Source organism: Duganella qianjiadongensis (assembly GCF_009857915.1).
Taxonomy (GTDB): Bacteria; Pseudomonadota; Gammaproteobacteria; order Burkholderiales; family Burkholderiaceae_D; genus Rugamonas; species Rugamonas qianjiadongensis.
Genome location: NZ_WWCM01000024.1, coordinates 1 through 24,278, shown reverse-complemented (window position 1 = coordinate 24,278; position 24,278 = coordinate 1). Strand labels below are relative to the sequence as shown.

Here is a 24,278-nt window from a genome sequence, read left to right as displayed (position 1 = left end):
CGCTATCTTACTGCAAGCGCAAAGCCGGTGTGCGTTGCGAGTCCAGCCGCACCTGGGCAGCATCGAGTTTAAATACCGCCACCAGCTCATTGAGCTTGTCGGTCTGTTCCTGCAGCGATTCGGCCGCCGCTGCGGCCTCTTCCACCAGTGCGGCATTCTGCTGCGTCACCTGATCCATCTGGGTGATGGCATCATTAACCTGCGCAATTCCCAGACTTTGCTCTTCGCTGGCATTGCTGATCTGGCTCATGATGATAGTGACCTTGCCTATGCTCTCCACGATCTCGTGCATGGTCTCACCGGCTTTATCGACCAGATCGGAACCGCGCGCCACATTCTGCACCGAGTCGTCGATGAGTATCTTGATGTCCTTGGCCGCTGCTGCCGAGCGCTGCGCCAGCGTGCGCACTTCCGAGGCCACGACGGCGAAACCGCGCCCCTGTTCGCCGGCACGCGCCGCTTCCACCGCTGCATTGAGGGCCAGAATATTGGTCTGGAATGCGATCCCGTCGATCACCGAAATAATGTCGACAATCTTGCGCGAGGATTCGTTAATCGCGCCCATAGTATGCACCACTTCGCCCACCACGGCACCGCCGCGGCTGGCGATTTCGGAAGCCGCGTTGGCCAGCTGGTTGGCTTCACGGGCATGCTCGGCATTGAAGCGTACGGTCGATGTCAGCTGTTCCATCGACGATGCGGTCTCCTCCAGCGAACTGGCTTGCTGCTCGGTACGTGACGACAGATCGAGATTGCCGGTAGCGATTTCACTGGACGCGCTGGCAATCAGCTCGGTGCCGTTACGCACCTGCCCGACGATGTTGACCAGATTGCCGTTCATGGTTTTCAGCGCGTGCATTAACTTGCCTGCCTCGTCCTCGCTCTGCACCTGAATATCGCTGGTCAGATCGCCCGAGGACACTGTCTCCGCCACCTTGACGGCGTAATTGATCGGCTCTGTAATCGAACGGGAAATCCACCACGCAGCCGTCACCCCCAGTACGATAGCGGCGACGCCTAGCGTAATGAGCATCATGCGTCCGCTAGTGTACTGGCTCTTGATTTCAGCCGCTGCCTCGTCCAGCTCCTCGCTCTGGCGGTCGGCAAATTTTTTCAGCGCCTGCAGATATACAGTGCGGCTGCGGGTCATTTCGGTTGCGTGCAGTTTTCTGGCGCCTTCCAGATCGCCACCGGCCTTGGCGGCAAACACGGATTTGCGGATATCGGTATAGGTCTTGCGGGCCACCAGCAATTGCTCGAACAGGGATTTCAGATCAGGATCATCGATGTTTTTGCCGATTTCGTCCTGTATCCGTGTAGCTGCCGAGGAGGAATCAGCCATCAGTGCTTCCAGCGTTTTCTGGTCGGCCGGGTCGGCGGCCATGACTGCGCCCATGGTACGGGCCGCATTGACTTCGATGATCTTGCCCCAGTCTGCAATCATGCGCTCGTCGCGGATGCGTACATTGATCATGTCTTCGGTCATGGCGCTGGCGTTACTGAGACGCACCAGCCCCACCACCGTCATCGCCACCAGCAGAAATAGCACCAGCGCGAAGCCTATGCCCAGACGGGTCCCGATCTTGAAATTATTCATGAGTGCCTCAACGAAATAATCTGTGTTTTAATCCTAGCATTATTTCTTGGCAACTCCGAATCATTTCGCTAGCCTGTGGCGAGTACGCCCAGCATGGTTTCGAGCTGCGATAACTGGCCGCCATCCGTGATTACTTCGCGCAGCCAGCTATGCAAAGGCATTTCGCCCCAGTTAGCAGCCTTATCGGCCAGATAAGCCACCGGACTATGCGGTTCCGTGGCGCGGAAATAGGCCGCCACGCGGCGCAATTCGCTCAGCGCCTGTTGACGAGATTGTATCGACCCGGCAACACCTGCTGGCTTTTCAACTGCCACACCATCCTGAACTGCCGCGGCGATAGGTCGGGCAGCGCGTTCCTGGCCATGTAGCGCTAAGGCCAGCAAGGCGTCGCGCGCTGCCGCAAAACTGGGGCCGTCCATACCCAGACGGGCATCGCACACCTGATTCAGTTGCTGCAGCATGGCGGTGCAATATTCGGCATCGGCATGCAGCACCGTACCGTGGGCTTGCTGCCACTGCTGCAGCATGGCCGGCGTGCGGTTCACCAGCCAGCGCAAATTACCGATGCGCTGATCGTAATCGCCCTCCTCCCCGAGCGGGAACAGGCCATCCCAGTACTGCTCGCACAGCCCCGCCAGTACGGCCAGGCCGTCGCCCAGCCCGCGCGGCCCCTGAGTCAGCGCCAGCGCCTCGGCCAGCCAGACTGCAAGCCGCAAATCCTTGCTGCGCGTTTCGATCAGCACGGCACAACGGCTCACGACCAGCGGCCAGTCTGCCTGCTTCAGCGCGGTCACCCACACTCCCTGATCCAGCGCCGGATCATCCTGCTGGCGGGCATGGGCTATCTGATCCATGTCGGCACTATAGGTCAGATCGCTGCCGCATGGCTGTTCCGGACTCACCGGCTGCAATAGCTGGGGAATATTCAGCATGACGGGACTGCCTTATTTGAAGGAGTATTTAAACTGACCCTGGCGGCTGATGCCGACCTTGATGTGCTCGATAGCCACCGCCTCGCTCATGCGCTGCAGTACGGCGCCGGCGATCTCCGGCAGCAGCGTACCGTTGAGGATATGGTCCACATTGCGGGCACCGGCATCGACCTCGCTACAGCGCTGCAGCACCGCTGCGATCACGGCAGGCTCGTAGCTCAATTCCGCACCATGCTGATCGCGCAGACGCTGCGCGATCTGTCCCAGTTTTATGGCGATAATCTGGGCGAGAATGCCGTCACTCACGGGATAGAATGGTACTACTTTCAGGCGGCCTATGAACGCAGGCTTGAAGTGACGTATCAGATGCGGCAGCAATAGCTGCTCCAGTTCCGCCACTGGTGGTGGCGTCTGATTCAGGCAGGCCTGCATGATGGCCGCCGACCCCAGATTGGACGTGGCGATGATCAGGCAGTTGCGGAAGTCGATCTCGCGCCCTTCGGCATCCTCCATCACACCTCGGTCAAACACCTGATAGAACAGTTCGATCACATCAGGATGGGCTTTTTCGATTTCGTCGAGCAGCACCACGCTGTAAGGATTGCGCCGCACCGCTTCGGTCAGTACACCGCCCTGTCCATAGCCTACATAGCCCGGCGGGGCACCTTTCAGGCCCGCCACGCTATGCCCCTCCTGATATTCGCTCATATTGATGGTGATGAGCTTGCGCTCGCCACCATACAGCAGATCGGCCAGCGCCAGAGCGGTCTCGGTCTTGCCCACACCGGATGGGCCGGCGAACAGAAACACGCCCTGCGGCTTGACCGGGTCATCCAGCCGCGCGCGCGCGGTGCGTACACGCTGGGCCACCGCTGCCATCGCAGCGGACTGGCCAAGTATGCGCCGCTCGAGGGCTTCCTGCAGGTGCAGCACGATGCGCAGATCATCCTGCACCATACGTCCCAGCGGTATCCCGGTCCAGCCGGAGATGATGGCCGCCACTGCGGCAACATCCACCTCCAGCGGCACCAGCGGTGCATCACCCTGCAGCTGTTTCAGTTCATTGCGTAGCCGGACTGCTTCGGCACTGCCAGAGCTAGCCGCATCGGCAGGCATGCCACCTTCTTCAGCATGACCGGCGCGCGCGCGCAGCAGCGCCGCCACCAGCATCTGCTCCTGCTGCCAGCGCTGCTCGACGGCAGCGGCCTCCGCGCGCAAAGCCTGAAGCTGCTGCTCCAGAACCGCAATCCGGTCCGTGCCGGAGCAAGCTTCTTCGCCATCACGCAAAGCTGTCACTTCAGCCTCAAGTCTGGCGATGTGTGCACGACTATCCTCCAGCTGCGCGGGCGCCACGCTGTGGGCCAGCGCCACCCGCGCACAGGCCGTATCGAGCACACTAACGGCTTTATCGGGCAACTGCCGGCCGATGATGTAGCGATGCGATAGCCGTACCGCCTCCGTCACCGCCTCGTCGCGCACGCGCACGCCGAAGTGCTGCTCCATCAGCGGGGTCATGGCACGCAGCATGGCAGCAGCGACCACCTCGTCGGGCTCCTCGACTTTGACGACCTGAAAACGCCTTGCTAGTGCGGCGTCCTTTTCGAAGTATTTCTTGTACTCGCTCCAGGTGGTTGCTGCAATCGTGCGCAACTCCCCCCGTGCCAGCGCAGGTTTGAGCAGATTGGCAGCATCGTTCTGCCCTGCCGTGCCACCGGCGCCTATCATGGCATGGGCTTCATCGATGAACAGGATGATGCCGTGCGGGCTGCGCTTGACGTCATCCATCACCTGCTGCAAGCGGCTTTCGAATTCCCCTTTGACGCCTGGCGCCGGCCTGCAACAGACCAAGATCGAGCGTATGAATAGCCACCTTGCGCAACACCTCCGGCACGTCGCCTGCCGCAATGCGTAAAGCCAGCCCTTCCAACACTGCAGTCTTGCCCACCCCTGCATCGCCAGTCAGGATAGGATTGTTCTGGCGTCGCCGCATCAGAATATCGATCAGCTGGCGAATTTCCTGTTCGCGCCCGATCACAGGGTCCAGCTTGCCGTCACCGGCCTGCCGTGTCAGGCACACCGTGTATTGATCGAGCGCTGGCGTAGAAGACGGCAAGGAGATCTGTGCTGTGCCATCGTCTGTGGGCTGCGCCAGCACACGATCGGTCGCCCCAGCTTCATCCGTTCCTTTAGTGTAGCGCTCCATCTGGTGCTTGATCTCATTGATGGGCAGCCGTGCAAACTGGCCGGACGCACGCTGCGCCAGCTGGGCCAGAACACTATCGGTCAGCAGCGCCACCAGCAGGTGGCCGCTACGGATCTGCGCCGTCTGGGGCACGGCCAGCGAAGCGATCAGCCAGCCGTGTTCCAGCAGCCGCAGCAGCTGCGCCGAGAACACCGGCGTACGCGTGCTGCCCGCTTTGAGCTGGCTGATGGTGCGCTGCAGGTCGTCCGCCAGCATGGCCGCACTAACGTCGCAGCGTTGCAGGATCAGGCATACATCGCATGCAGGCTGCTCCAGCAAGGCTAGCAGCAGGTGTTCTACCTCGACTTCGAACTGCCCCATGCTCACGCAGATGCCAGCCGCTCGGCTGAACGCATTGCGCGTTGCCGGATTAAGCTTGGCTACCAACGTCTTCAGATTGAATTCCATGCCTGGTTCTCCGCATGATGGACAGCAGGCCGCTACCGTGCCCGCAGATGAACAACGCAGCGCAACCGGCCAGCTGCGCTGCGCACATGGGCGCAGCTGGCCCTAGACGATACGATTGGCCGATAGATCCCAACCGCCGGAAGCGTTGCCGCCTGCACCACCGCCTATCTTCTGCTGGGTGTATTTCCACTTTATCTTGGAGAATTTGAGAGCCACTTCTTCCGCCAGAATGTCGCCTTCATCCACCGCCGGCGAAACGGCGCCGATCAGCACATTCTCTATCTCGATCTCGAAATACTTGACGCGCTCGCCCTGCCCGTCCGCGCGCATGAACTCAAGCTTCGCTTTCGGTATGGTGCGTCCGGCTGCGCAGGTCTGTAGCAGCACCGGCGTGGCCAGATCGGCCAGCTTGGAAATAACGATATCGCGATGTTCGCAACGTTCCGCCGTGTGGCCACCACCAGTGGATGCCGTCGCCGATTTAGGCTGCTCCACACCAAAGCTGACCGAGCGGCACTCGATCCAGTCCTTGTGGCGGTCGTCGCTGGATTCACCTTTAATCCCGTCAATGCTCAGATAGACATCAATTGCCATGGCACGCTCCGTTCTCAGGTTGGGGGAATGATCACTTACTGGTCGATTGCGGCAGCTCCGCGACCAGACGGAGGGATACGGATAATTCATCCAGCTGGAAATGCGGCCGCAGGAAGGAGACGGCGCGGTACACACCGGGCCGTCCGGCCACTTCGTGCACTTGCACCGAGGCTTCGCGCAGGGGGAACTGGGCCTTCTGCTCCTGGGTAGCACCGTCATCAAGCAGCACATACTTCATCAGCCAGCGGTTGAGATAATCTTCCACGTTCGACGCGGCAGCAAAGCTGCCGATTTTGTCGCGCATCATGGCCTTCATGTAATGCGCGATGCGTGAAACGGCAAAGATGTATTGCAGCTGCGCGGACAGCACCGCATTGGCATTGGCAGCATCGGAGCTGTAGCGCCTGGCCTTCTGCGCCGACTGGGCACCAAAGAAAGCGGCATAGGCGGTATTCTTGCAATGCACCAGCGAGATAAATCCCAGATCGCTCAGCTCCTTTTCGCGCCGGTCGGTAATCGCCACTTCAGTTGGGCACTTCAGGGCCACATCGCCCTGATCCGTCTTGAAGGTGTGGGTAGGCAGATCGTCCACCAGCCCGCCCCCTTCCACGCCGCGGATCGCCGCGCACCAGCCGAATTCGTCGAACGCCTGGGTCAGCCGCGCGCCGAAAGCATAGGCGGCGTTACACCACAGGTATTTCTGGTGATCGCTGCCATCGACCTCCTCGACAAAATTAAAGCCCTCCACCGTCGTGCCATCGAGCGGGTTATACGGCAGACGGCCGAGAAACCGCGGCAGGGTCAAGCCAACATAGCGCGCATCTTCGGATTCGCGGAAGGCCTTCCACTTGGCATATTCCACCGTATCAAACACCTTGGCCAGATCACGCGGACGCGCCAGATCGCCGTAGCTCTCCAGCCCGAAAAGTTCCGGCGATGCGGCGCTGATAAACGGCGCATGGGCGGCCGCCGCCACATGCGACATCTGCTCGATGAAATACATGTCCTCGGGCTGCCGGCTGATTTCGAAGTCGCCTATCAGGGCGCCATACGGGGCGCCGCCAAAGGTACCGAATTCCTCTTCGTAGACTTTGCTGAACATGGCGCTCTGGTCGAATTCCAGCGCACTGCGAAAGTCCTTCACCAGTTCGCGTTTGCTGGCATTGAGCATGCGTACCTTGACGCCCTGCCCCGAACTCGCGTTCTTCACCAGATACTGCAGCCCCGTCCAGCTTTGCTCCAGCTTCTTGAAGGCCGGAGCGTGCATGATGGCGCTGACCTGTGCGGAGATCAGCCGGTCGATCTCGGCCAGCCGCACATCGAGCATTGCGGAGAGATTATTCGACACCATCACCGTACCGTCGAGCACCTGCTGCACCAGTTCCGCAATGATGTCCTTGGCGCGTTCATGTTCGGCGCCGGACTGCGCGACCTTGCTCTGTTCAACTATCCGGTCAAGCAGGCTGGTTGCTTCCGGCGTCTCGGCGAAATCGTCTACTGCTAGCTGTGCTGGCATAGTCGTCATCTCACTTCCCCCGTGGTTGAACCAGCGCACCTAGCTGGTCGGTGTTGCGCAGGACTTCGTTCAGCAAATCTTCCAGCTTGTCGTTTCCGGCCAGCTTGTTGCGCAAGTCCGCCAGCTTGTTGCGCGCATCCAGCAAGCGGTTCAGCGGCTCGACCTGACGCACCACCGACTCGGGACGGAAGTCCGCCATGGCCTTGAAATGCAGCGCCACGTTAAAGCTGCTGTCGTCGCCCGCCAGCTCGTTAGGCACGGCGAACTCCGCTACCGGTTCGATGGCGCCCAGCACCTCGTCAAAGTTGTCGCTGTCGATGGCGACAAACTGGCGATCCTTGAGCCGTCTAGCCTCCTGTACCGAGTTGCCGCCAAAATCGCCTACCACGCCCAGTACAAAGGGCAGCTCCTTGTTTTCGATTGCGTCGCCTATCTCCACGTCATAGGTCATCTGCACCCTCGGCGGACGCACCTTGGTCAGACGCTTCTGCACACTGTCGCGATTTGCCATGCCAGCCTCCTGTCAAATGCACTGCTATCGGTCGCTTACTTCAAGCCGCTGAAAGGATCATTACTGCTGCTCTGGGTCGCCGTTTTGGCCCCCGGCGGTGTGGCCGTGGCTTTGCGTACGGGAGCCCCGCCGGCTAGGGATTTGCGCGGCGGAGTAGCGGCGTTAGGCACCAGCACCTCCTCGCCCAGACTGGCGCGCAGCAGCCGTGCCAGATCGGACGCTTCCGATCGCAAGGAGCCGTTCAGATTGTTCTGCTGGCTCAGATCAGCCAGTGCTTTGGTCGACAGGCGCAAGCCGCTCACCGCCACGATGCTGTTGCCCAGCTTATCGGCCGGGTCACGCTGCAGGGCTTCCAGCGCAGCCATGATGGCCTCGCCGTAACTGGCCCGATCGAATTTGAATTGCGCCAGACGTAGCCACGGTGCTTTATCCGCCGGATAGGCGGCAGCGGCATTTTTCAGAAGCTCCTGCGCCTGCTCGTTGCGGCCCGCCACCAGCGCCGTATCGGCTTCCGCCAGGCTGCGTTCCAGATTGACGGGCTGCAGCCTGTCACTGCGGACCAATGCGCCATCTGTCGCACACGCCGACAGCAGCACTGCCAGCGCCAGCATAGGCCGCCCATTACGCAAGATAGACATGATTCGCTCCTTTCGCGTCATCAGACTGGGAGGAAGCCATTATTCATGAACGCTCCAGCAGACCATTGCGCATACGCAAGTAAATGCATCTACGAAAGAAGTTTGCGCGACCACAAGCATGCCGTTGCATCGATAGCCTCTAATACGGCTTGCGGCGCAGACCAGCAGGCATACCAATATCATCAGGGAGATAGCAGCATGAACCTACAAGTAGAGAGGCGCGCCATTCCTACGCTGATGGGCGGCCAGCGCCGCCAGCAGCAGCCCGGCTACGGGCATAGCCAGACACTGGTCGATCTGCTGGCCGACGGGTTCTACCTGCTGTACATGCTGAAGAACGGCAGCACGCCACCTGAAGATACCCAGTTCTTCAATAGCATTACGGCCCTGCTTGCGGATTTCGACCGCGATGCACGCAAACTCCGTGCACAGAGCGAAGACATCGAGGCTGCCAAATACGCTTACTGCGCAGCGCTCGATGAAATCATCCTCGGCTCGGACTTTGCTCTGCGCGCGGGCTGGGAGCGCCGCCCCCTGCAACTGGCCATTTTTGGCGACCAGCTTGCTGGCGAACACTTCTTCGATAGGCTGGAAGTGCTACGCTCCGGCGGCGTGGCGCGGCTGGCAGCCCTGCAGGTGTTCCAGATGTGCCTACTCATCGGCTTCAAGGGGCGCTACGCGCTCGACGGTCAGGACAAGCTGGCCTATCTGACTGCACGTCTGGGCGAAGAAATCGCCAGCTTGCAGGGCAAGAGCAAAGGCTTTGCGCCACAGGCACAGCGGCCCGACCAGATCGTCAACAAGCTACGCAGCCACACGCCTATCTGGTCTGCCTGCGCCATTTTTGCGCTAGTGGCTGTGGGCAGCTTTGGCTGGCTAGCCGCCTCACTACGGCACAATACGCAGGAGACGCTGGCCGGCTACCATGATCTGGTCAAACTGCCGCCACGCCCGGCCTGGGTCAGTATCAGCCTGCCATAACCGTAGCGCTAAGGCATAACGCGGAACTCGATACGGCGGTTACGCGCCCGCCCGTCGGCGCTGCCATTGTCGGCAACTGGCCGGTCCGGTCCCTGACCAGCCACCTGTATCTGCGCCTGCGGTATGCCCTTCTCCCCCAGATACGCGCGCACTGCCTCGGCCCGCGCCAGACTCAAAGCCAGATTCCGTTCGCGCACACCGACATTGTCGGTATGGCCTATGACTTCCACCATCTTGCCATTCACTTTGAGTAGCGCCAGCGCCATCTCATCCAGTATGTGTTTGCCTGAATCGGCCAGTGCAGCCTTACCGCTCTCGAACTCGATAATGCGGCGCGCCAGCGTTGCATCGAGCAGCGACTGCTCGGCAGCATGCACGCGCAGTCCATTGCTGAACGTGTAGGTAGGATTCAGGCTCGCCGCCATATCGCTGGCCAGCTGCTGCCGCTGGGCTTCGTTCGCCACTTCGCCGCGCAGGCTGACATTATTCCCCTCGATACGCAGTTCGCCCTTGCTGACCAGCTTCAGGTTGGGCTGTATCAGCTTCTGTACGTAGCCATGCCAGTTAGCAGGCATGGCTACGCTGGCGACGGCCAGCTGATCCACGACCCGCTCCGCACCATACAGTTCGCGCAGACGTGCCAGCAGGGCAGCCTTGCTAGCTTCGTCCGGCACGGCTCCCTGAACGACGACCTTTGCTGCACCGGCAGATGAAGGCACTGGCACTGGCACTGGCGTTGGCACTTGAGCTGGAGCTTGCGGCGCTAGTGCGGCAATCAGCAAGGCTACCGGCGGAAACAGACTGCGGCAGGTCGGCATGAGGGAACTCCTTTCAGCGAAACGTCTCTTGAAATAGTGCGATCACGGAGCGTAGCGATAACTGTCCCTGATCGAGATAGGCTGACAGCTTCTGCACATCCGCATCGCCAGATATCAGTTCATCTACCCAGCCTGTGTACTCGAAAGTGATCTGCTGCTCCACTGCATACAGGGGATCGATGATGGCTTGCAGGGTCTCCGGCGCTGCGCCCCCAAACCCCAGCACCAGAACGCACTGGCCACGCTGCTGCCCCATAAAAACGCACAGTTCGAAATCTGCCGCCAGCAGGAACGGCACCACCAGCGCCAGCCAGAACGCTGCTACAGATGCCCGGTGATCCGTTGCCATAGGCAGCGGCAAAACCAGGCTCTTATCGAGGCGTTCTGCCCCGCTGCGGCGCACTGGCTGCAGCAATAGCCCCAGAGCCAGTATGAGCTGCCTGATCTGCCGGCTGGCTAGCATGGCTTCCAGCGCTGCGAGGCTGTGCTGCTCGACAAAAGCGGCAAAGCACTGCTCCTGCTGGTCCGTCCGGCTGTCGACTTCCACACTGCTGGTGGTCAGCGTTTGCAAGGATAAGACCGGGTCCACGGCACTGCAGGCGCTACCTGCCAGTAAGCCCAGCCGCTGCCAAAGCGGTGCCAGCACCAGGGGGCTTAACGGCAGGAAGCTGGGCGCCTCCGCCACCTCGATCAGGCTCGCACACAGAAATGGGAAACGCCGCCGCGAACTATCGCCGCTGGCGCGTAACTGGCCCGCGATGGCATGCTTGCTACGCGTGCCGACGAACGCAAAATCCAGCGGCAGCAAGGCATCATAGTGCAGCTTCCAGCGAGGCTCGGCACTCAGCGCACTCATCACTTCGGCCAGCCATGTATCGAGCAGATTCAGCATGGATGCGTGTTCGGCTGCCTTGATAAAATCGGCACACGCAGGCAGCTTGCCGAAGTAGGCGATGCGGGCATGCTGCACGCGCGGTTCGACGCCGCTCACGGCTGCGCCCCCACTATACTTTCAGGCAGCTGCAGACCGCGCAGACCGGATTCGCCCGATTCGGCAACGGCACTCTCGGGACTACTGATGATCTTCAGCGCCACGGGAATATTCAAGCCACCCGCCTGCCAGTGCAGTTCGAATACACCGCCCTCGCGCTTCTGCTTGCTGGCAGCCTCTATCATGCGCTTCAGGCCAGCCGGTCCGCTTTCGTTAAAGACCTCGATGCTGCGGCCATCCAGCGCCACCGCAGTGATCCTTGCACCGGAGCCGCCCTGTCCCGCCGGATGTACCATGCTGGCCCACTGCGGCGGCGTATTGCGGTAGCGTAGCTGCTGCCCGTCGATGTCGATGGTGTATTCCATGGCACCCTGGGCAGGCATGGGCTGCAACTGGAACAGCGTTTGCGCAGCGGTGCTGCGTGCCGTCGCGGCCGCGGTTCCGGCAGGAGCCATCCAGCCGGCCAGCCGCGCCGCCATCGCAGGAGACAGCTGTATGCCCATCTCCGCCCACGTTCTCGCCGCCAGCAGATCGCCACGCCGGATCACCAATGCCCCCATGACGCTGCTGCTGTAACGCGCGATTGCGCCTTCGGGCCCGAAGATGCGGCCTATATCCTCTGCGCTCGCCTCTTCGCGCGCGGCCGGCGAGAACGGATACTTGTGCGCCAGCGACTGCCGGAAAGGTCCGTAGACCTGCGCCACCCATGTTTTGTTGAGTTCTGCCTCCACTGGCGCCACCAGAACGGCAAAGGTCTGCATCAGCGGGCGTACCAGCAGCGGACGTAGCAGTTGCTTGTGCGCGTCGCTCGCGCCGGTCAGCATCTGCTCATCCACCAGCCGCAGGGCATCCGCCAGTTCCGACCCCGTGCCTTCCAGCGTCTGCTGCATCAGCTGGCGTGCACCCGGACCGGGGTCGCCCTGATTCTTCAGCTGATTAAGCCGGCCACGCACGCGTGCCAGAGCCTCCAGATAGGTCCGCATCAGCGTAGCGTCCTTATCACCGCCGGCGACCAGATGCGAGAAAACGGAGAATTCGCGGCCTATCGTTCCCGCAGCGCCAGCGGCAGGCAGCGGCACGTTAATGCTGGCTGGAGGCGACGTCCGGCGCAGTACCACGCTGTTAAACCACTCCAGCAATCCCGATCTGGCCTGCGCCACTTCGGCTCGCGCTGTGCCGGCGTTATCCCAGCTAGTCTGCTGCGCGATAGACGAGAACAGTTTCAGCAGGGGCGAGGCGACCGGATCGCCCAGCCGGTTTACCGCTACCACCGCAGCGTCGAAACCATGCAGAGGGGCGATATTCACACCCTGTACAAACTTCTGCCACTCGCGCACGTAATCGGCCTGATACAGCTGCAGCAGCCCTTTCTGTATCTGCTCCGGACTGCCTTCCAGCGTCAGGTCATCACGCGCAGCCGATTTCAGCACCCAGTCGGCGCTCTGCAGATCATGCGTGGCGGCCTCCCGTAGCGCTGGCTGCACAAACTTCTCCCATGCTTCACGCGTATAGGCGCCATTCACCACACTGCTGCCCGTAATCAGCGCCTGATCCTGCTCGCCCACCATGCGTGCCACCGTCAGCGCCGGAAAGCGCGTGTTGGCGCGCGCACGGATTTCGCCATACACGCGCTCGCGCGCTGGCAGACCACGCACCACCCGCCGCAAATTCTCGCGTGCCTGATCCACCAGCGCCAGCCGGGTTTCAATGCGCGGCCATGCCGGATCAGCAATCTGTCCCAGATAGAAGGTCATCAGGCGTTCCGCGCTACGCACGAGCTGCTCGCGCGTCATATTGCCGCGATTGCTCTCCAGCCAGCCACGCCAGTAGCGTGTAAGCTGATCGTTCAGGTGGCCCGCTTCGGCATGTGACGGATCGGCCAGCATCAGATAGCTTTTCAGCGCATTGTAGCTATCGTCCACGTTGAGCGGCGAGGCATCCTGGAACTGCCGCCCCGTAGTTCCGGCTGTAGGCGCAGGCGCCAGTTGCAGCTGATCTGCATGGGCATTCATTTCCGCCAGCAGCGCCTCCAGATTCGCGACCACCGGCGCCAGCATGATCTGCCGGACTCCGGCAAAATATTCGGCCCGTAATTTCTGCTCCAGCAATTCGCCCTGATACAGCCCGAAACGCAGACTCCATGGCCTATCGTTGCGGTAGCGTTCCAGCTGTTCCAGCCTATCCTGCAGTATCTCCAGCGCTTCCAGACGGGCCTGCAAATCGATACGTTTGTCCTGCAGCCTGAGTACTTTATCCAGATCGGCCTGCACATTGTTCACCAGCTGGCGGTTGGACAGATACGACCAGCTCCAGCCGCCTAAGGCCGTTCCCAGTAGCAGCACCGCGACAAAGAATACTGCATAACTTAGCCGCACCCGCCGGCGGCTGGCGTAATGCGAGACCAGATCCTTGTCCGCAAAGATCACCTGCCGGAACAGCTGTAGCAGAAAGTAGCCTGATTGTCCCGCTTCCTGTGTGCGCGGCACGTCAGCCCGGCCTAGCGCATAGCGCTGCGCCAGCCGCTGTGCCTGAGCACTGTCGCTCTGGCCTTCCTGCAGCGCGCTGGTGAAGTAGTAACCGCGAAAAACAGGCTTGAACTGGTAAGGATTCTCTTCGAACAGCGTCGCCAGAAAGGCCCGCAGTGGCGCCCTGATGGTGGCAAACTCCTGCGGAAAAGTGAATATCCCTGGGGCCATGCGCTCGCGCCGTTGCTGGCTCATATTCGCGATACTCAGGTCTTTCAGGCCGGCACACAGCTCGTCAAAACTCTGATCGAAAAACGCCATGATCTGCTGGCTGGCGCTCTTGCGCTTGTATGGCATGGTAGCGCCCCACACACGCTCGCGCTCACTGCGCTCCGTGCTGGCAAAAAAATCGCCAAAGCCGGCAATCAGGTCGGCCTTGGTGAACACCACATACACGGGGGCAAACACCTGCAGTCGCTCGATCAGGTCCTGTACACGTTTGCGCAGGCTGCGCGCCAGCTGTATGCCTGCAGCAGGATCCGCAGCGCGCAGTTCGGCAATGCTGACTGCGATCAGGATGCCATTGATAGGCGCCCGCTGGCGGTGTTTGCGCAGCAGATCAAGGAAGCCATACCACTCCGGCCGATGTTCGTCCTGCACCGAATAGCGTCCCGCCGTATCGAGCAGTATGCCTTCGGTGGTGAAGAACCAGTCGCACTGGCGCGTGCCGCCCACGCCCTGCAGCACCTTGCCCTCCGCAACGGGAAACTGCAGGCCGGAGTTGGCAATCGCTGTACTCTTCCCTGCCGCCGGATTGCCGATCACCATATACCAGGGCAGCTCGTACAGTGCCCGCTGGCCCGAGACGGCGCCCAGACGCGAACTGCGCAACGTGGCGATCGCTTTCAGCAACGCCTCGCGTAGCTGACGTAGCTCTTCCCCGCTACGCTCTTGCTGCAAAGACTCCTGGCCGCTAGCGGCGTCGCCTATGGCCGATGCCAGCTGGGCGGTCTCGCGTGCCGCATGGCGACGCCGCCACAGCCACACCAGCAGCGCCCCCAGCACCAGCAGCAGCACCGCCAGCACGGCCCAGAGCAGCGCCAGTTCCAGCAACTGGGCGCCGACGAAGCAGACGGCCATAGCCGCAGCCAGTCCTGCTAGCGCGAGTTGGCGGGGTTCGGTCAGAAAATACCAGAGACGTCGCATCATGAGGTTGGCCAGCATAAGAAATGGCGCCGTAGCAGCAGGCGGACCGGCCAATGTTGCCACTACACATGGTGGCTTTTCTTGCGTCAAAACAATGTATGACCAGCGGCACTATTTACGCAACAGCCCAGCCTGCTGCAACTCCACGTGACCGAAATCCATCATGGCCCAGCGGCCTCCCCAGCGCAGTCCGGCCGCTTCGGCCACTTCGCCATAGAGCCGGTAGCCGCGCAGCGTCCACGGGTCTTTTTCCGATATCTGCAGTTTGCCATCGCGCAGAAATGCGCAGTCGGCGGCGAGGCCGAACTGGTGGTAACTCTGGAATGCACGGGCATTGGTGACGTTACTGCCCGCCTGAGCCAGCTGGTTCTGCCGTTCCGGACTGCGATAGCCTTCCAGTATCGCCATCTCGTAGCCGTACTGTTCGCGCATCACGCGAAACACCCGCAGCAGACGCTGGGAGAAACCCGGTTCCAGCAATTGCCAGTTGCGATTGGCACTATCGAGCATGGGACGTAGTTGCACCACTTCTGCGGTCGTAAAGGTCAGCGGTGGTAAAGCAACCGGTGCAGTCAGCTGTTCGCCTTGCAGTAGCGCCAGCACCTGTTCGTTGCTATCGCGCCCGCTGCCTTGAAAGCCATCGAGCATGGCTTTACCTGATAGCTGAAACGCCAATAGCACCGGTACTGTCAGCAGCACCAGCACGGCCAGCGCCAGCAGCCAGCGCCGGCAAATAAACGCATGCATCCCGCGCAGGTGGCTACCGGTACCCGCCAGCATCCGGCTGATGCTCACCGACAGAGACTGTCCGCCATTCCAGTACGGCTGGCGAACACCTCGCCATATCGTCCGCAGGCACGCATGCACGGCCTCACGCACAGGGGCAAACAGCAGCACCGAACAGCTAAAACAGGCAGCAAGAAAAGCCATCAGCACAAAGAAAAGCAACATGGTGCGCTCCATCAAAGCTAACAGGCCGAAGTCGCCGGACACTGCTGAACGTCAGCAGCACAGACTAATCCTTGAAGGAAAACGCATGAAAGAGCAGATCAATATTATTGAAAATAGGCCGCAGGAAGCCAGTCTCCGTCCCTACCTGAAAAGTAGTGTGCAGGAAGCGGGCAACTACAACTGGCGCATACTGCAGCAGCTGGAACACGGCGCGCAGACGGGGCCTGCACGCATGGCGCAAGCTCACTGGAACATCGAACAGTGGATCATCGGCCTGGGCATACTGATCGCGATTATCTGCACTAGCGCATGGTATCTGCAGCCACGCCGGAGCGAACCGGCGATGGCAGTAGCGATGTCTGGCCCTGCAGGCAAGCCCGAAGTAGCGGACCTGCTTGCGCGCCCCGCACAAGCTGCGCCCAGTCCGGAAAGCGCAGCGGCGCACATAGTCAGTACCGCGGTTATCGACGAGCCGCCTGCAAGGCATACGGCAAGCTATGCAGCACCACGCCATGAAAGAACACCCGCACATAAAACCAGCCTGCCCGCCAACCAGCCTGCCACGCTGCCTGACAAAGCGCCGCGCAATCCCCCCGCCGACGCCAGCATGGATCGCGATGCCGCTTTGCTGGCAGCCTTGGTGGCACATGGGAATACCAACCTGTCCGCTACAGGCACAGGCAACCGGGATATCGTCGAACGGCAGGCAAACGATAATACCGGCCACCTTCTGCAACGCTGCCAGCAGCTCGGAATGATAGAGGGCATGCTATGCCGCAGCCGGATCTGCGCGGGCCGCTGGGAAAGCGATCAGGCCTGCCGCCAGCCCTTCAACCCAGCCAGCTCCCCCTGAGCACATGGCCCGGAACCCGCGACACCAGACAGGCAGCCCCGCTGTGCAACGCTGACAGAACAGAGCGAGTCAGTGCGGCCGCTTTGCCGCCAGCTGTCCATCTGTGCTGTCAGTCGCTCGCGCCGTATCATAGTGCCTCGCCTAATGATATCAAAAACACCACACAACCCAACGCATCATCGCATGTCTGCTCAACTTCTCCCTGCCCGATTGCAGGCCTTATTTCGCGCCGTAGCGAGCTAGTTTCGCCGCCCGTAAAGCCGGTTTCATCGCACTGTCATGGTGCTCTGCCACGTGCCTCGATAGTCTGCAGGCTATCGATCACCCAACGGAGGAAACCATGAAACAAACTGCTCTCGCCCTGTTCATCTGCCTGTTATGCGCCGGCGCTGGCGCCGCCCCGCAGGAAGTCGCACCGGCCAGCTTCAATCAGGCCCGCCAGCAGTTCATGGCGGCAGCCGAAGGCAGGAGCGGCTCTGCCGACAGCGCCATCGAAGCTTTCCATGCCATGGCGGCCAGCCTCCCCGGCCATCCCCTGCCTATGGCTTACGAAGGCGCGGCGTATGCGCTCAAGGGCCGCGATGCCAGTATGCCCTGGGACAAAATGAAGTACACGGAAAAAGGCGCCGACATGCTGGAAAAAGCAGTAGCGCTGCTCACGCCTGCCAACGATGTTGCTCTCTTCAACGGCACACCGGAAAGTCTGGAAGTACGGCTGGTCGCTGCCAATACGCTGATGGCGCTGCCCGACTTCATGAACCGCCGCAGCCAGGGCAAGCGCGCACTGGAGGCCGCGCTGGCTTCGCCTGCACTGGCACAGGCGAGCGACCAGTTCCGCGCCAATCTGTATGCAGCCGCTGCCCGCCTGGCCAGCAAGGAGCAGCGCAGCAAGGACGAGATCAGCTGGCTGCAGAAGGTCGCCGCCCTGCCCGGCACCAGCCAGCAGGCCAGTGCCGTAGCGCGCCTGAAGGAGCTGGGCCTGTGAACCACACCACCGCCTTGCTAGCGCTGCGTGGCGTGCGCAAAAGCTACACGCTGGGCAGCGATACCATCCACGCCTTGCGTGGTATCGACCTGGACATCGCCCGTGGCGAAATCGCCGCCATTACCGGCCCTTCCGGCAGTGGCAAAAGCACACTGCTCAATCTATGCGGCCTGCTCGACAGCGCCGATGCCGGCGAAGTGCGCTACGACGGCGCCACCGTGGCTGCGCACAACGAACAGGAACGCACAGCCTTGCGGCGCCAGACCATAGGCTTTGTGTTCCAGAGCTTTAATCTGGTGCCCGTCATGAGCGCCCACGACAATGTCGACTTTCCGCTCTACCTGCTGGGCATCAGTAGCAGCGAACGGCAGCGTCGCGTGGCCGCAGCACTGGACGCCGTTGGTCTGGGCGCGTTCGGCCAGCACCGGCCAGACCAGCTCTCGGGCGGCCAGCGCCAGCGTGTAGCAATCGCCCGCGCCATCGTCAAAAATCCCCGCCTTGTGATCGCCGATGAACCGAGCGCCAATCTCGATGCCGTGACAGCAGCCCAGATCGTGGCACTGATGCAGCAGCTGGCGCACGAACAAGGCACCACCTTCCTCGTCGCCACCCACGACGAACGGCTGCTGGCCCATTGTGACCGAGCCCTCAATCTGGACGACGGTGTACTGGCAGGAGGCTCGTATGCGCATTGAATTTCCCTGGCTGGGCTTGGCCCTTAAAAACGCCATGCGTAACCGCCGCCGTTCGCTGGTAACGCTGGCCATAGCCGCCACCGGCACTGCGGCCGCCCTGCTGGGAGGCGGCTTTGCACTTTACACCTACCAGTCGCTGGCCGAAGCATCGGCGCGCGATACCGGCCATGTCATCGTAGCGGCGCCCCACTACTTCGACGGCGCCGAAAACAGCCCGCTGGAATTCGGCCTCGAGAACAGCACCGGTCTGGCGCAAAACCTGCTGGCGCGGCCCGAAGTGAAGCGGGTGCTGCCTAGGCTGCAGTTCTCCGGCCTGATAGGCAACGGCGAGCGCAGCGAAATCTTCATCGGCACGGGCGTCGACCCGCAGCAGGAATTTCTCGTCAAAGGGCCATTCATGCAAACTGTGACTGGCGAAATGCTCGATGCCCGGCCTGCCGACAAAGGCCCGGGCATCGTGCTAGGCAAAATACTGGCGCGCACGCTGAATGCGCGTCCCGGCAGCGGCCTGACGCTGATGTCATCGACCGTCACCGGCGCACTGAGTGCCGTCGATGTCACCGTGACTGGCATAGTCTCTACCGGCATCGCCGACCTCGACAAACGGCTGGTCATGGTCGACATCAGTACCGCTCAGACGCTGCTGGCAACCAGTAAAGTCAGCTCGCTGCACGTCTACCTGAACGCAATGGACGATACCGCTGGCGTCACGGCGCAGCTCAGGCAGGAAACCGCAGGCAAACTGGAAGTGCGCGACTGGCTGCAGATGGCGCAGTTCTACCAGAGCGTCAAAGATCTGTACAACCGCATCTTCGGCTTCCTCGGCATCATCGTGCTGGTGATCGTGCTGTTCGCAGTGGGGAATACGCTAGCCATGGCAGTGATGGAGCGTACCCGCGAAATCGGCACCCTGCGCGCCATGGGTGCCACGCCGGCCGAAGTCACCCGCGTCTTTACGCTGGAGGGTATGTCGCTCGGTGCAGCAGGTGCCGTCAGCGGCATGCTGCTGGCCGCGCTGATCGCCTACCTGCTACTGGTGCTGAAAGTGCAGATGCCACCACCACCGGGCCGCAGCTCCGGCTATCCGCTGGTGATCGAACTGTCGCCGCAGTTATTCCTCGTCGCCGGTATCGCCGTCACTGCATTGTCGGCACTGGCATCCCTGCTGGTCAGCCGCAAGGCGGCGCAGCAATCCGTTGTGGAGGCTTTATCCCATGTCTAAATTCCTTACTGGTGCTGGCGCGCTACTGATATCCCTGTGCACACTGGCTCAGGCCAGCGACGTTGCCACCATACTGAAAAAAGCCGATGCCTTCCGCCTGACGGACAGTTCGGCCCAGATCGAAACGCTGGTCCAGACTTACAAGAACGGCGAGCCGGATAAGGAAAAACGCTATCAGGTACTGATACGCCCCGGTGGCAAAAGCCTGATCCTGTTCCGCTCCCCCGGCGAAGTGGGCCAGAAAGTACTGATGTCGGGCGATGATTTCTGGATGCTGTTACCGGGCAGCGCCCGCCCGATGCGCATCACGCCGTTACAGAAACTGCTGGGCGATGCTTCCACCGGCGACATCGCTACCATGACCTGGTCGGGCGACTACGACGGCGGCATCAAGGGAGAGAGCACTTGCGATGGTCAGCCCTGTCTGGAACTGGAGCTGACAGCCACCCGCAAGACACTGAGCTACCAGCGCGTGGTGCTGCAGGTGGCACGGCAGGACTACCGACCACTGCACGCTGACCTGTATGCCAGTTCGGGGCGCCGGCTCAAGCAGGCTTCCTACTTCATCGAGCAGCGCGACGGCCGCCCCACTGTCACCCGCATCACCCTGCGCGACGATGTCCAGACTGCACGCGAAACTGTGGTGACGACCCTGAGCAGCAAACCGCGCCAGTTCGGCGATGAGCTGTTCAATGCCATGTACCTTAGCCGTAACGATATCAAGTTATGAAGCGCTCTTTGCTAGCATTGGCCATCCTGTCCGCTGTTGGCGGACAGGCCGTGGCCAGTAACGAAATCTCCGCCAGCGTGCTGGCGCAGAGCGAATTTCATCAGGCCACGCGCAACAATCCGCTCAGCCTCGCCGACAGCCACCGTTTCTTCCAGCAGGGAGAACTGCGCTGGCAGCTCGATAGCCCATGGGAACAGACCCTGCGCGGCAACCTGAGTGCGCACCACGAGCAGGATGGCAGCAGCGCACTGCAGGTGAACGAGCTGGCGGTAGAAAGCCCGCTAGCAGGCGGTTTCCTGACAGCCGGTAAAAAAATCATGAGCTGGGATGTGGGATATGCCTTTCGCCCGCTCGATGTGGTGCAGCAGGAAGACCGGCGCGCACTCAATCCCATCACGCTGCAAGGCATCCCCCTGCTGGCACAGGAAGCGTTTGATGAAGACCATGCGCTGACCATGGTACTGGCTAATCCGGGCCATGGTAAAGCAGCCCAGCCACGCGATGACGAGGCGCTGGCCGCGCGGCTCTATCGCCATCGTGGCGAGCGTGACGAATATGCCGTGTTCCGCCTGTCGCAGCGCAACGGACTGGAAGCTGGAGCGTCATTTTCGCATGTACTCGACGAAGGCACGGAACTGCATGCCTCCATGCTGTGGCAGCAGAAGCACGACGAATGGCGCCAGCAGCGCTGGGTAGAGGCCGGACGCGGCGGCAAAGCGCTGGCAGGCTTTACCTGGACCACGGAGCGCCAGTTCTCCGTGATCGGCGAAGCATGGCTGGACCGTAGCGCGACTGCACAACAGCAGCGCAACGTCTTTGTACGCGCCGCACAGAACTGGGATACTTTCGATCTCTCGGCAGATATATTGTGGCAGCCGCAAAGCCAGAGCAAGGTAAGCACCATTTCGGCATCATGGAAATCCGGTCCATGGCTGTTGGCCGCCAGCCTGCGCCAGTACAACGGCATGGCCGGCCTGCTCACGCACCGCCTTGCCATTGCCTCCTTGCAGCGCAGCTTTTAGTTCCGCGACCAGCGAGGCCGCCAGCCTGCCTTACATCTGGCGGAACAGGTGCGCGTACAGAGGGCTGACGCGCACTTTTTCACTACGGTGTTTCAGATTAAGCGAAATCTTGCCCGCCTCATCGCGCATGGCACTCTGCACACAAGTCGAATTGACGATGGTACCGCGATGCACCTGCCAGAATATCTTGTCGTCGAGTTGTGGCAGCAGTTCGCGCAGACTCATACGGATCAGTGCTTCGCTATCGGCCGTCACCACGTTGACGTATTTATCCATGGCTTCCATGTACACCACATCGGACACCGGTATCATGCGTACTGTGTTGCCGACGGCAGCGCGGATAATGTTCAGGCGCTCCACCGGCGCCGCAGGCGGCATGGCCGGTGCCAGTGCGCGCAACTGGGCGATCAGCGCGTCCATGCCACTCTGCGTGCCTTGTGCCGCCTGCTGGTTAATGCGCTCCCTGAGCCGCTGCACGGTACGGCCAAGCCGCTGCGCGCTTACCGGCTTCAGTACGTAGTCCGCCGCAGAACGGTCAAAGGCCTGAACGGCATATTCGTCATAGGCCGTAACGAACACGATCTGCGGAAATGGCTGCGGACCGCTCCACTGCTCGGCCAGTTCCTCGGCAGCCTCCAGCCCTGTCTTGCCCGGCATTTTAATGTCGAGGAATAGCACCTCGGGACGCAGTACCAGCGCCTGCTCCAGCGCACTCACGCCATTCGGGCAAGTGGCAAGGATCTGCAATTCAGGCCATAGGGTTTGCAACGTATGCGCCAGCGTAGCGGCGAGTATCGGTTCGTCTTCGGCGATCAGTGCAGTCGTCATGGCGTTGTAAGTGGTAAGGTGAGGCGGGCGACAGCGCCGCCATGGCTGGCAGCAGCCAGCGTCACACTAGCCTGCTCGCCATACAGCGCCTTGATGCGTTCGCGTGTATTGTGCAGGCCTAGTCCTGTTCCGGGCTTGCCGGCACCGGCATGCGGGCCGCGCCCCGTATCGCTGACAGTCAGCGCCAGCATGGCATCGTCTTGTGCCGCGCTGATGGTAATGGTGCCGCCATCGATATTCGGCTCGATGCCGTGGGCAATAGCATTTTCCACCAGCGGTTGCAGCAGCATGGGCGGCACCCGCGCACCGCGCAGTTCGGGCGGCAGTTCAAAAGCGTAGCGCAGACGTTCCCCCATGCGCACCGCCATCAGACCCAGATAGGCATCGAGCAGCGCGAATTCTTCGGCCAGCGTGGTGCTCTTCGTGCGCGAGGAACTGAGCGTGGCGCGCAGGAGCTGGATCAGCTGGTCCAGCATCTGCTGGGCACGCTGCGGATCGATGGCGATCAGGCCCTGCAGGTTGGCCAGCGTATTGAACAGCATGTGCGGTTCGATCTGGGCGCGCAGCAGCTGCAGTTCGGCCTGCAGGGCCTGGCGCTGGATGGACTCGGCCCGTGCCTTTTCCAGTGCGGCCGCCATTTCGGCGCGACGGGCGCGGTCGCGGTTATTGAACAGGGTGCTAGCGATGATGGTGGCCACCAGCGTGATGAGCAGCATGCCGTTAAATCGGCCGCTGCCAAAAGCGTCCAGCGACACCGCGTCTGTCCCGACCAGCCAGTTGGATAGACGTGAACCGACCAGCGTACCGAACGGCACCCCCGTCAGCACCACCGGCAGGAACACCAGCCAGTTGAGTTTGTCGGTATGCCCCCGGCACAACAGCAGGCGCAAGCCATCGATGTAGAAAAACGAACACAGACCGATGCAATTGGTGGCCACCAGCGTCAGCCAGAAATAGCGGCCATGGCTGAAAAAATACGTCAGCACTACCGCCAGGACCAGATTAAACCCCAGCATATACAAAGTATCGGCGCCGAAGCGGCGCCAGGGGAACGGCGGGCGTATCTCGGATGGCATGCAGGACTTTCCAGTTGGGCTAGCCCTATTGTCACCGAGCCTCACCACTGCTGGCAACCAGCATGCGACGAACCTAGCCGGGGGCGGCGCGAAACGGCTACCCTCTGCCCCGAAATATACATGCCCAGGCCCTTCCAACCGCATTGACCTGTCTATTTACTCAGGCATGCGTAGAATTTCTTCGCATACTCCGCCGGTATTTGTGCCCGTTTGGAGCCGGGATTAATGATACGGCGGGAGCCCAGCCAGTCGGACTCGCGCTCATTGAGATAAGTGGACAATTTACGCCACTCGCCCGTCTTGGGATCTCTGGAAAACAGGCCCTGCACCACCCCCTCTACAAGAATAGGAATGGCTTTTTCTCTTTGCAGCGCGAGTTCTGGGTGATCCACCAAGTCGTTACCCCACCCTAGCCTCTGACCGACCCGCGCATAATTGCGCTTGTGTGTGATTTGCACAAAGCCGCGTCCAAAATAGGACTTTCCATTCACATCTTGGGCATAATTTTCAGAGTCCGGACGATTGTTCTTCTTAAATAATGCCGTTACCGCATCTATTGAACATTGATCGTTTGAACAAAGTCCTTCCCGTACCGGCAGCATGGTTCCGGCGGTTTCCCGATATGCGGTCGCCAGAATATAGGCAAGCCAGCGCTTATCCTCATATCGTTTTGATTCCCAGTAGTCGAAAATTCCGTCGAAGGAATTGCGTGCCTCACCGGTAAACAGATAGTTAGGAAAGGACTTGGAGCATTCGGAATAGAAGGTATTGCGACTTATTTTGTGCGAGCCCGCCTGCGCCCATGCACTGGTTAACACAGGCAACAGTGCCATGAACAGCATCAGTTTACGCACGACTTTGCTCCCGCGTGAAGTCAGGTAGGTTTCACTGAGCCTGTCAGAATTTTAGTGTGAATCCGGGGTCATGAAATAATACCGAAAGGGATTTTCCATGACCGACGTAATGACCACTAAGAAGCCAAAAACCAAGAAGCAGTACCCGTTTCCCGTTGAACTG

At 60.9% G+C, this 24,278-nt stretch carries 20 protein-coding genes and 1 pseudogene; 7 read left to right on the top strand and 14 right to left on the bottom strand.

Going from position 1 to position 24,278, the window contains the following annotated elements:
• Positions 1-7: 7 nt before the first annotated feature.
• The 7 genes and pseudogenes from GTP27_RS21380 to GTP27_RS21350 form a co-directional block, all read right to left on the bottom strand.
• Positions 8-1,597 (bottom strand): methyl-accepting chemotaxis protein, encoded by a 1,590-nt coding sequence (locus GTP27_RS21380; protein ID WP_161041128.1) that lies wholly within the window; start codon positions 1,595-1,597, stop codon positions 8-10.
• Positions 1,598-1,665: 68 nt separating this feature from the next.
• Positions 1,666-2,529, bottom strand: a complete 864-nt coding sequence (gene tssA, locus GTP27_RS21375; RefSeq protein WP_161041127.1) for a type VI secretion system protein TssA — start codon at positions 2,527-2,529, stop codon at positions 1,666-1,668.
• A gap of 12 nt (positions 2,530-2,541) precedes the next feature.
• A pseudogene (gene tssH, locus GTP27_RS21370) lies at positions 2,542-5,179 on the bottom strand (type VI secretion system ATPase TssH).
• Between the two features lie 102 nt (positions 5,180-5,281).
• Entirely contained in the window at positions 5,282-5,773 is a 492-nt protein-coding gene (locus GTP27_RS21365) for an Hcp family type VI secretion system effector (protein ID WP_161041126.1), read from the bottom strand.
• Positions 5,774-5,804: 31 nt separating this feature from the next.
• Entirely contained in the window at positions 5,805-7,289 is a 1,485-nt protein-coding gene (gene tssC / locus GTP27_RS21360) for a type VI secretion system contractile sheath large subunit (protein ID WP_202416987.1), read from the bottom strand.
• A 10-nt stretch (positions 7,290-7,299) separates the two neighbouring features.
• Positions 7,300-7,800: a type VI secretion system contractile sheath small subunit gene (gene tssB, locus GTP27_RS21355; protein WP_161041124.1), complete on the bottom strand. Its 501-nt coding sequence runs from the start codon at positions 7,798-7,800 to the stop codon at positions 7,300-7,302.
• 35 nt (positions 7,801-7,835) lie between these two features.
• A complete protein-coding gene (locus GTP27_RS21350) occupies positions 7,836-8,438 on the bottom strand; it encodes a hypothetical protein (protein WP_161041123.1) in 603 nt (200 codons plus the stop codon).
• 198 nt (positions 8,439-8,636) lie between these two features.
• Between GTP27_RS21350 and icmH the strand changes: the two genes are divergently transcribed.
• Positions 8,637-9,419, top strand: coding sequence for a type IVB secretion system protein IcmH/DotU (icmH, locus tag GTP27_RS21345; protein ID WP_161041122.1), 783 nt, complete (start codon positions 8,637-8,639; stop codon positions 9,417-9,419).
• Positions 9,420-9,427: 8 nt separating this feature from the next.
• Here icmH and GTP27_RS21340 read toward each other — a convergent pair whose 3' ends face one another.
• The 4 genes from GTP27_RS21340 to GTP27_RS21325 form a co-directional block, all read right to left on the bottom strand.
• Entirely contained in the window at positions 9,428-10,237 is an 810-nt protein-coding gene (locus GTP27_RS21340; protein WP_161041121.1) for an OmpA family protein, read from the bottom strand.
• A 13-nt stretch (positions 10,238-10,250) separates the two neighbouring features.
• Positions 10,251-11,228: a type VI secretion system-associated protein TagF gene (gene tagF / locus GTP27_RS21335; protein ID WP_161041120.1), complete on the bottom strand. Its 978-nt coding sequence runs from the start codon at positions 11,226-11,228 to the stop codon at positions 10,251-10,253.
• Positions 11,225-14,902 (bottom strand): type VI secretion system membrane subunit TssM, encoded by a 3,678-nt coding sequence (gene tssM / locus GTP27_RS21330; RefSeq protein WP_161041119.1) that lies wholly within the window; start codon positions 14,900-14,902, stop codon positions 11,225-11,227. Before tssM ends, tagF begins: the two co-directional genes overlap by 4 nt.
• Before the next feature lie 108 nt (positions 14,903-15,010).
• The gene (locus GTP27_RS21325; RefSeq protein ID WP_161041118.1) at positions 15,011-15,850 is read right to left on the bottom strand and encodes a M15 family metallopeptidase; all 840 of its coding nucleotides are present in this window, start codon (positions 15,848-15,850) and stop codon (positions 15,011-15,013) included.
• Between the two features lie 85 nt (positions 15,851-15,935).
• Here GTP27_RS21325 and GTP27_RS21320 point away from each other — a divergent pair, with 85 nt between their 5' ends.
• The 6 genes from GTP27_RS21320 (at position 15,936) to GTP27_RS21295 (ending at position 21,357) form a co-directional block, all read left to right on the top strand.
• Entirely contained in the window at positions 15,936-16,703 is a 768-nt protein-coding gene (locus GTP27_RS21320; protein ID WP_161041117.1) for a hypothetical protein, read from the top strand.
• Positions 16,704-17,043: 340 nt separating this feature from the next.
• A complete protein-coding gene (locus GTP27_RS23905) occupies positions 17,044-17,688 on the top strand; it encodes a hypothetical protein (RefSeq protein ID WP_161041116.1) in 645 nt (214 codons plus the stop codon).
• Positions 17,685-18,383, top strand: a complete 699-nt coding sequence (locus GTP27_RS23900; protein ID WP_371865975.1) for an ABC transporter ATP-binding protein — start codon at positions 17,685-17,687, stop codon at positions 18,381-18,383. The genes GTP27_RS23905 and GTP27_RS23900 overlap by 4 nt, the downstream gene beginning before the upstream one ends.
• Positions 18,373-19,605, top strand: coding sequence for an ABC transporter permease (locus tag GTP27_RS21305; protein WP_161041115.1), 1,233 nt, complete (start codon positions 18,373-18,375; stop codon positions 19,603-19,605). The genes GTP27_RS23900 and GTP27_RS21305 overlap by 11 nt, the downstream gene beginning before the upstream one ends.
• Positions 19,598-20,335 (top strand): outer membrane lipoprotein-sorting protein, encoded by a 738-nt coding sequence (locus tag GTP27_RS21300; RefSeq protein ID WP_161041114.1) that lies wholly within the window; start codon positions 19,598-19,600, stop codon positions 20,333-20,335. Before GTP27_RS21305 ends, GTP27_RS21300 begins: the two co-directional genes overlap by 8 nt.
• A complete protein-coding gene (locus GTP27_RS21295; RefSeq protein WP_161041113.1) occupies positions 20,332-21,357 on the top strand; it encodes a hypothetical protein in 1,026 nt (341 codons plus the stop codon). Before GTP27_RS21300 ends, GTP27_RS21295 begins: the two co-directional genes overlap by 4 nt.
• A gap of 30 nt (positions 21,358-21,387) precedes the next feature.
• Here GTP27_RS21295 and GTP27_RS21290 read toward each other — a convergent pair whose 3' ends face one another.
• The 3 genes from GTP27_RS21290 to GTP27_RS21280 all read right to left on the bottom strand — a co-directional run bounded on the left by GTP27_RS21290 (position 21,388) and on the right by GTP27_RS21280 (position 24,115).
• Entirely contained in the window at positions 21,388-22,185 is a 798-nt protein-coding gene (locus GTP27_RS21290) for a LytR/AlgR family response regulator transcription factor (protein WP_161041112.1), read from the bottom strand.
• Positions 22,182-23,261 (bottom strand): sensor histidine kinase, encoded by a 1,080-nt coding sequence (locus GTP27_RS21285; RefSeq protein WP_161041111.1) that lies wholly within the window; start codon positions 23,259-23,261, stop codon positions 22,182-22,184. The genes GTP27_RS21290 and GTP27_RS21285 overlap by 4 nt, the downstream gene beginning before the upstream one ends.
• 152 nt (positions 23,262-23,413) lie before the next feature.
• Entirely contained in the window at positions 23,414-24,115 is a 702-nt protein-coding gene (locus GTP27_RS21280) for a glycoside hydrolase family 19 protein (protein ID WP_161041110.1), read from the bottom strand.
• Positions 24,116-24,278: the final 163 nt, after the last annotated feature.

Bases quoted from the DNA above. Each gene is read 5' to 3' on its own strand.
- GTP27_RS21380 (WP_161041128.1), bottom strand. From the start codon at position 1,597: ATGAATAATTTCAAGATCGGGACCCGTCTGGGCATAGGCTTCGCGCTG.
- tssA (WP_161041127.1), bottom strand. From the start codon at position 2,529: ATGCTGAATATTCCCCAGCTATTGCAGCCGGTGAGTCCGGAACAGCCA.
- GTP27_RS21365 (WP_161041126.1), bottom strand. From the start codon at position 5,773: ATGGCAATTGATGTCTATCTGAGCATTGACGGGATTAAAGGTGAATCC.
- tssC (WP_202416987.1), bottom strand. From the start codon at position 7,289: ATGCCAGCACAGCTAGCAGTAGACGATTTCGCCGAGACGCCGGAAGCA.
- tssB (WP_161041124.1), bottom strand. From the start codon at position 7,800: ATGGCAAATCGCGACAGTGTGCAGAAGCGTCTGACCAAGGTGCGTCCG.
- GTP27_RS21350 (WP_161041123.1), bottom strand. From the start codon at position 8,438: ATGTCTATCTTGCGTAATGGGCGGCCTATGCTGGCGCTGGCAGTGCTG.
- icmH (WP_161041122.1), top strand. From the start codon at position 8,637: ATGAACCTACAAGTAGAGAGGCGCGCCATTCCTACGCTGATGGGCGGC.
- GTP27_RS21340 (WP_161041121.1), bottom strand. From the start codon at position 10,237: ATGCCGACCTGCCGCAGTCTGTTTCCGCCGGTAGCCTTGCTGATTGCC.
- tssM (WP_161041119.1), bottom strand. From the start codon at position 14,902: ATGATGCGACGTCTCTGGTATTTTCTGACCGAACCCCGCCAACTCGCG.
- GTP27_RS21325 (WP_161041118.1), bottom strand. From the start codon at position 15,850: ATGTTGCTTTTCTTTGTGCTGATGGCTTTTCTTGCTGCCTGTTTTAGC.
- GTP27_RS21320 (WP_161041117.1), top strand. From the start codon at position 15,936: ATGAAAGAGCAGATCAATATTATTGAAAATAGGCCGCAGGAAGCCAGT.
- GTP27_RS23905 (WP_161041116.1), top strand. From the start codon at position 17,044: ATGAAACAAACTGCTCTCGCCCTGTTCATCTGCCTGTTATGCGCCGGC.
- GTP27_RS21305 (WP_161041115.1), top strand. From the start codon at position 18,373: ATGCGCATTGAATTTCCCTGGCTGGGCTTGGCCCTTAAAAACGCCATG.
- GTP27_RS21300 (WP_161041114.1), top strand. From the start codon at position 19,598: ATGTCTAAATTCCTTACTGGTGCTGGCGCGCTACTGATATCCCTGTGC.
- GTP27_RS21295 (WP_161041113.1), top strand. From the start codon at position 20,332: ATGAAGCGCTCTTTGCTAGCATTGGCCATCCTGTCCGCTGTTGGCGGA.
- GTP27_RS21290 (WP_161041112.1), bottom strand. From the start codon at position 22,185: ATGACGACTGCACTGATCGCCGAAGACGAACCGATACTCGCCGCTACG.
- GTP27_RS21285 (WP_161041111.1), bottom strand. From the start codon at position 23,261: ATGCCATCCGAGATACGCCCGCCGTTCCCCTGGCGCCGCTTCGGCGCC.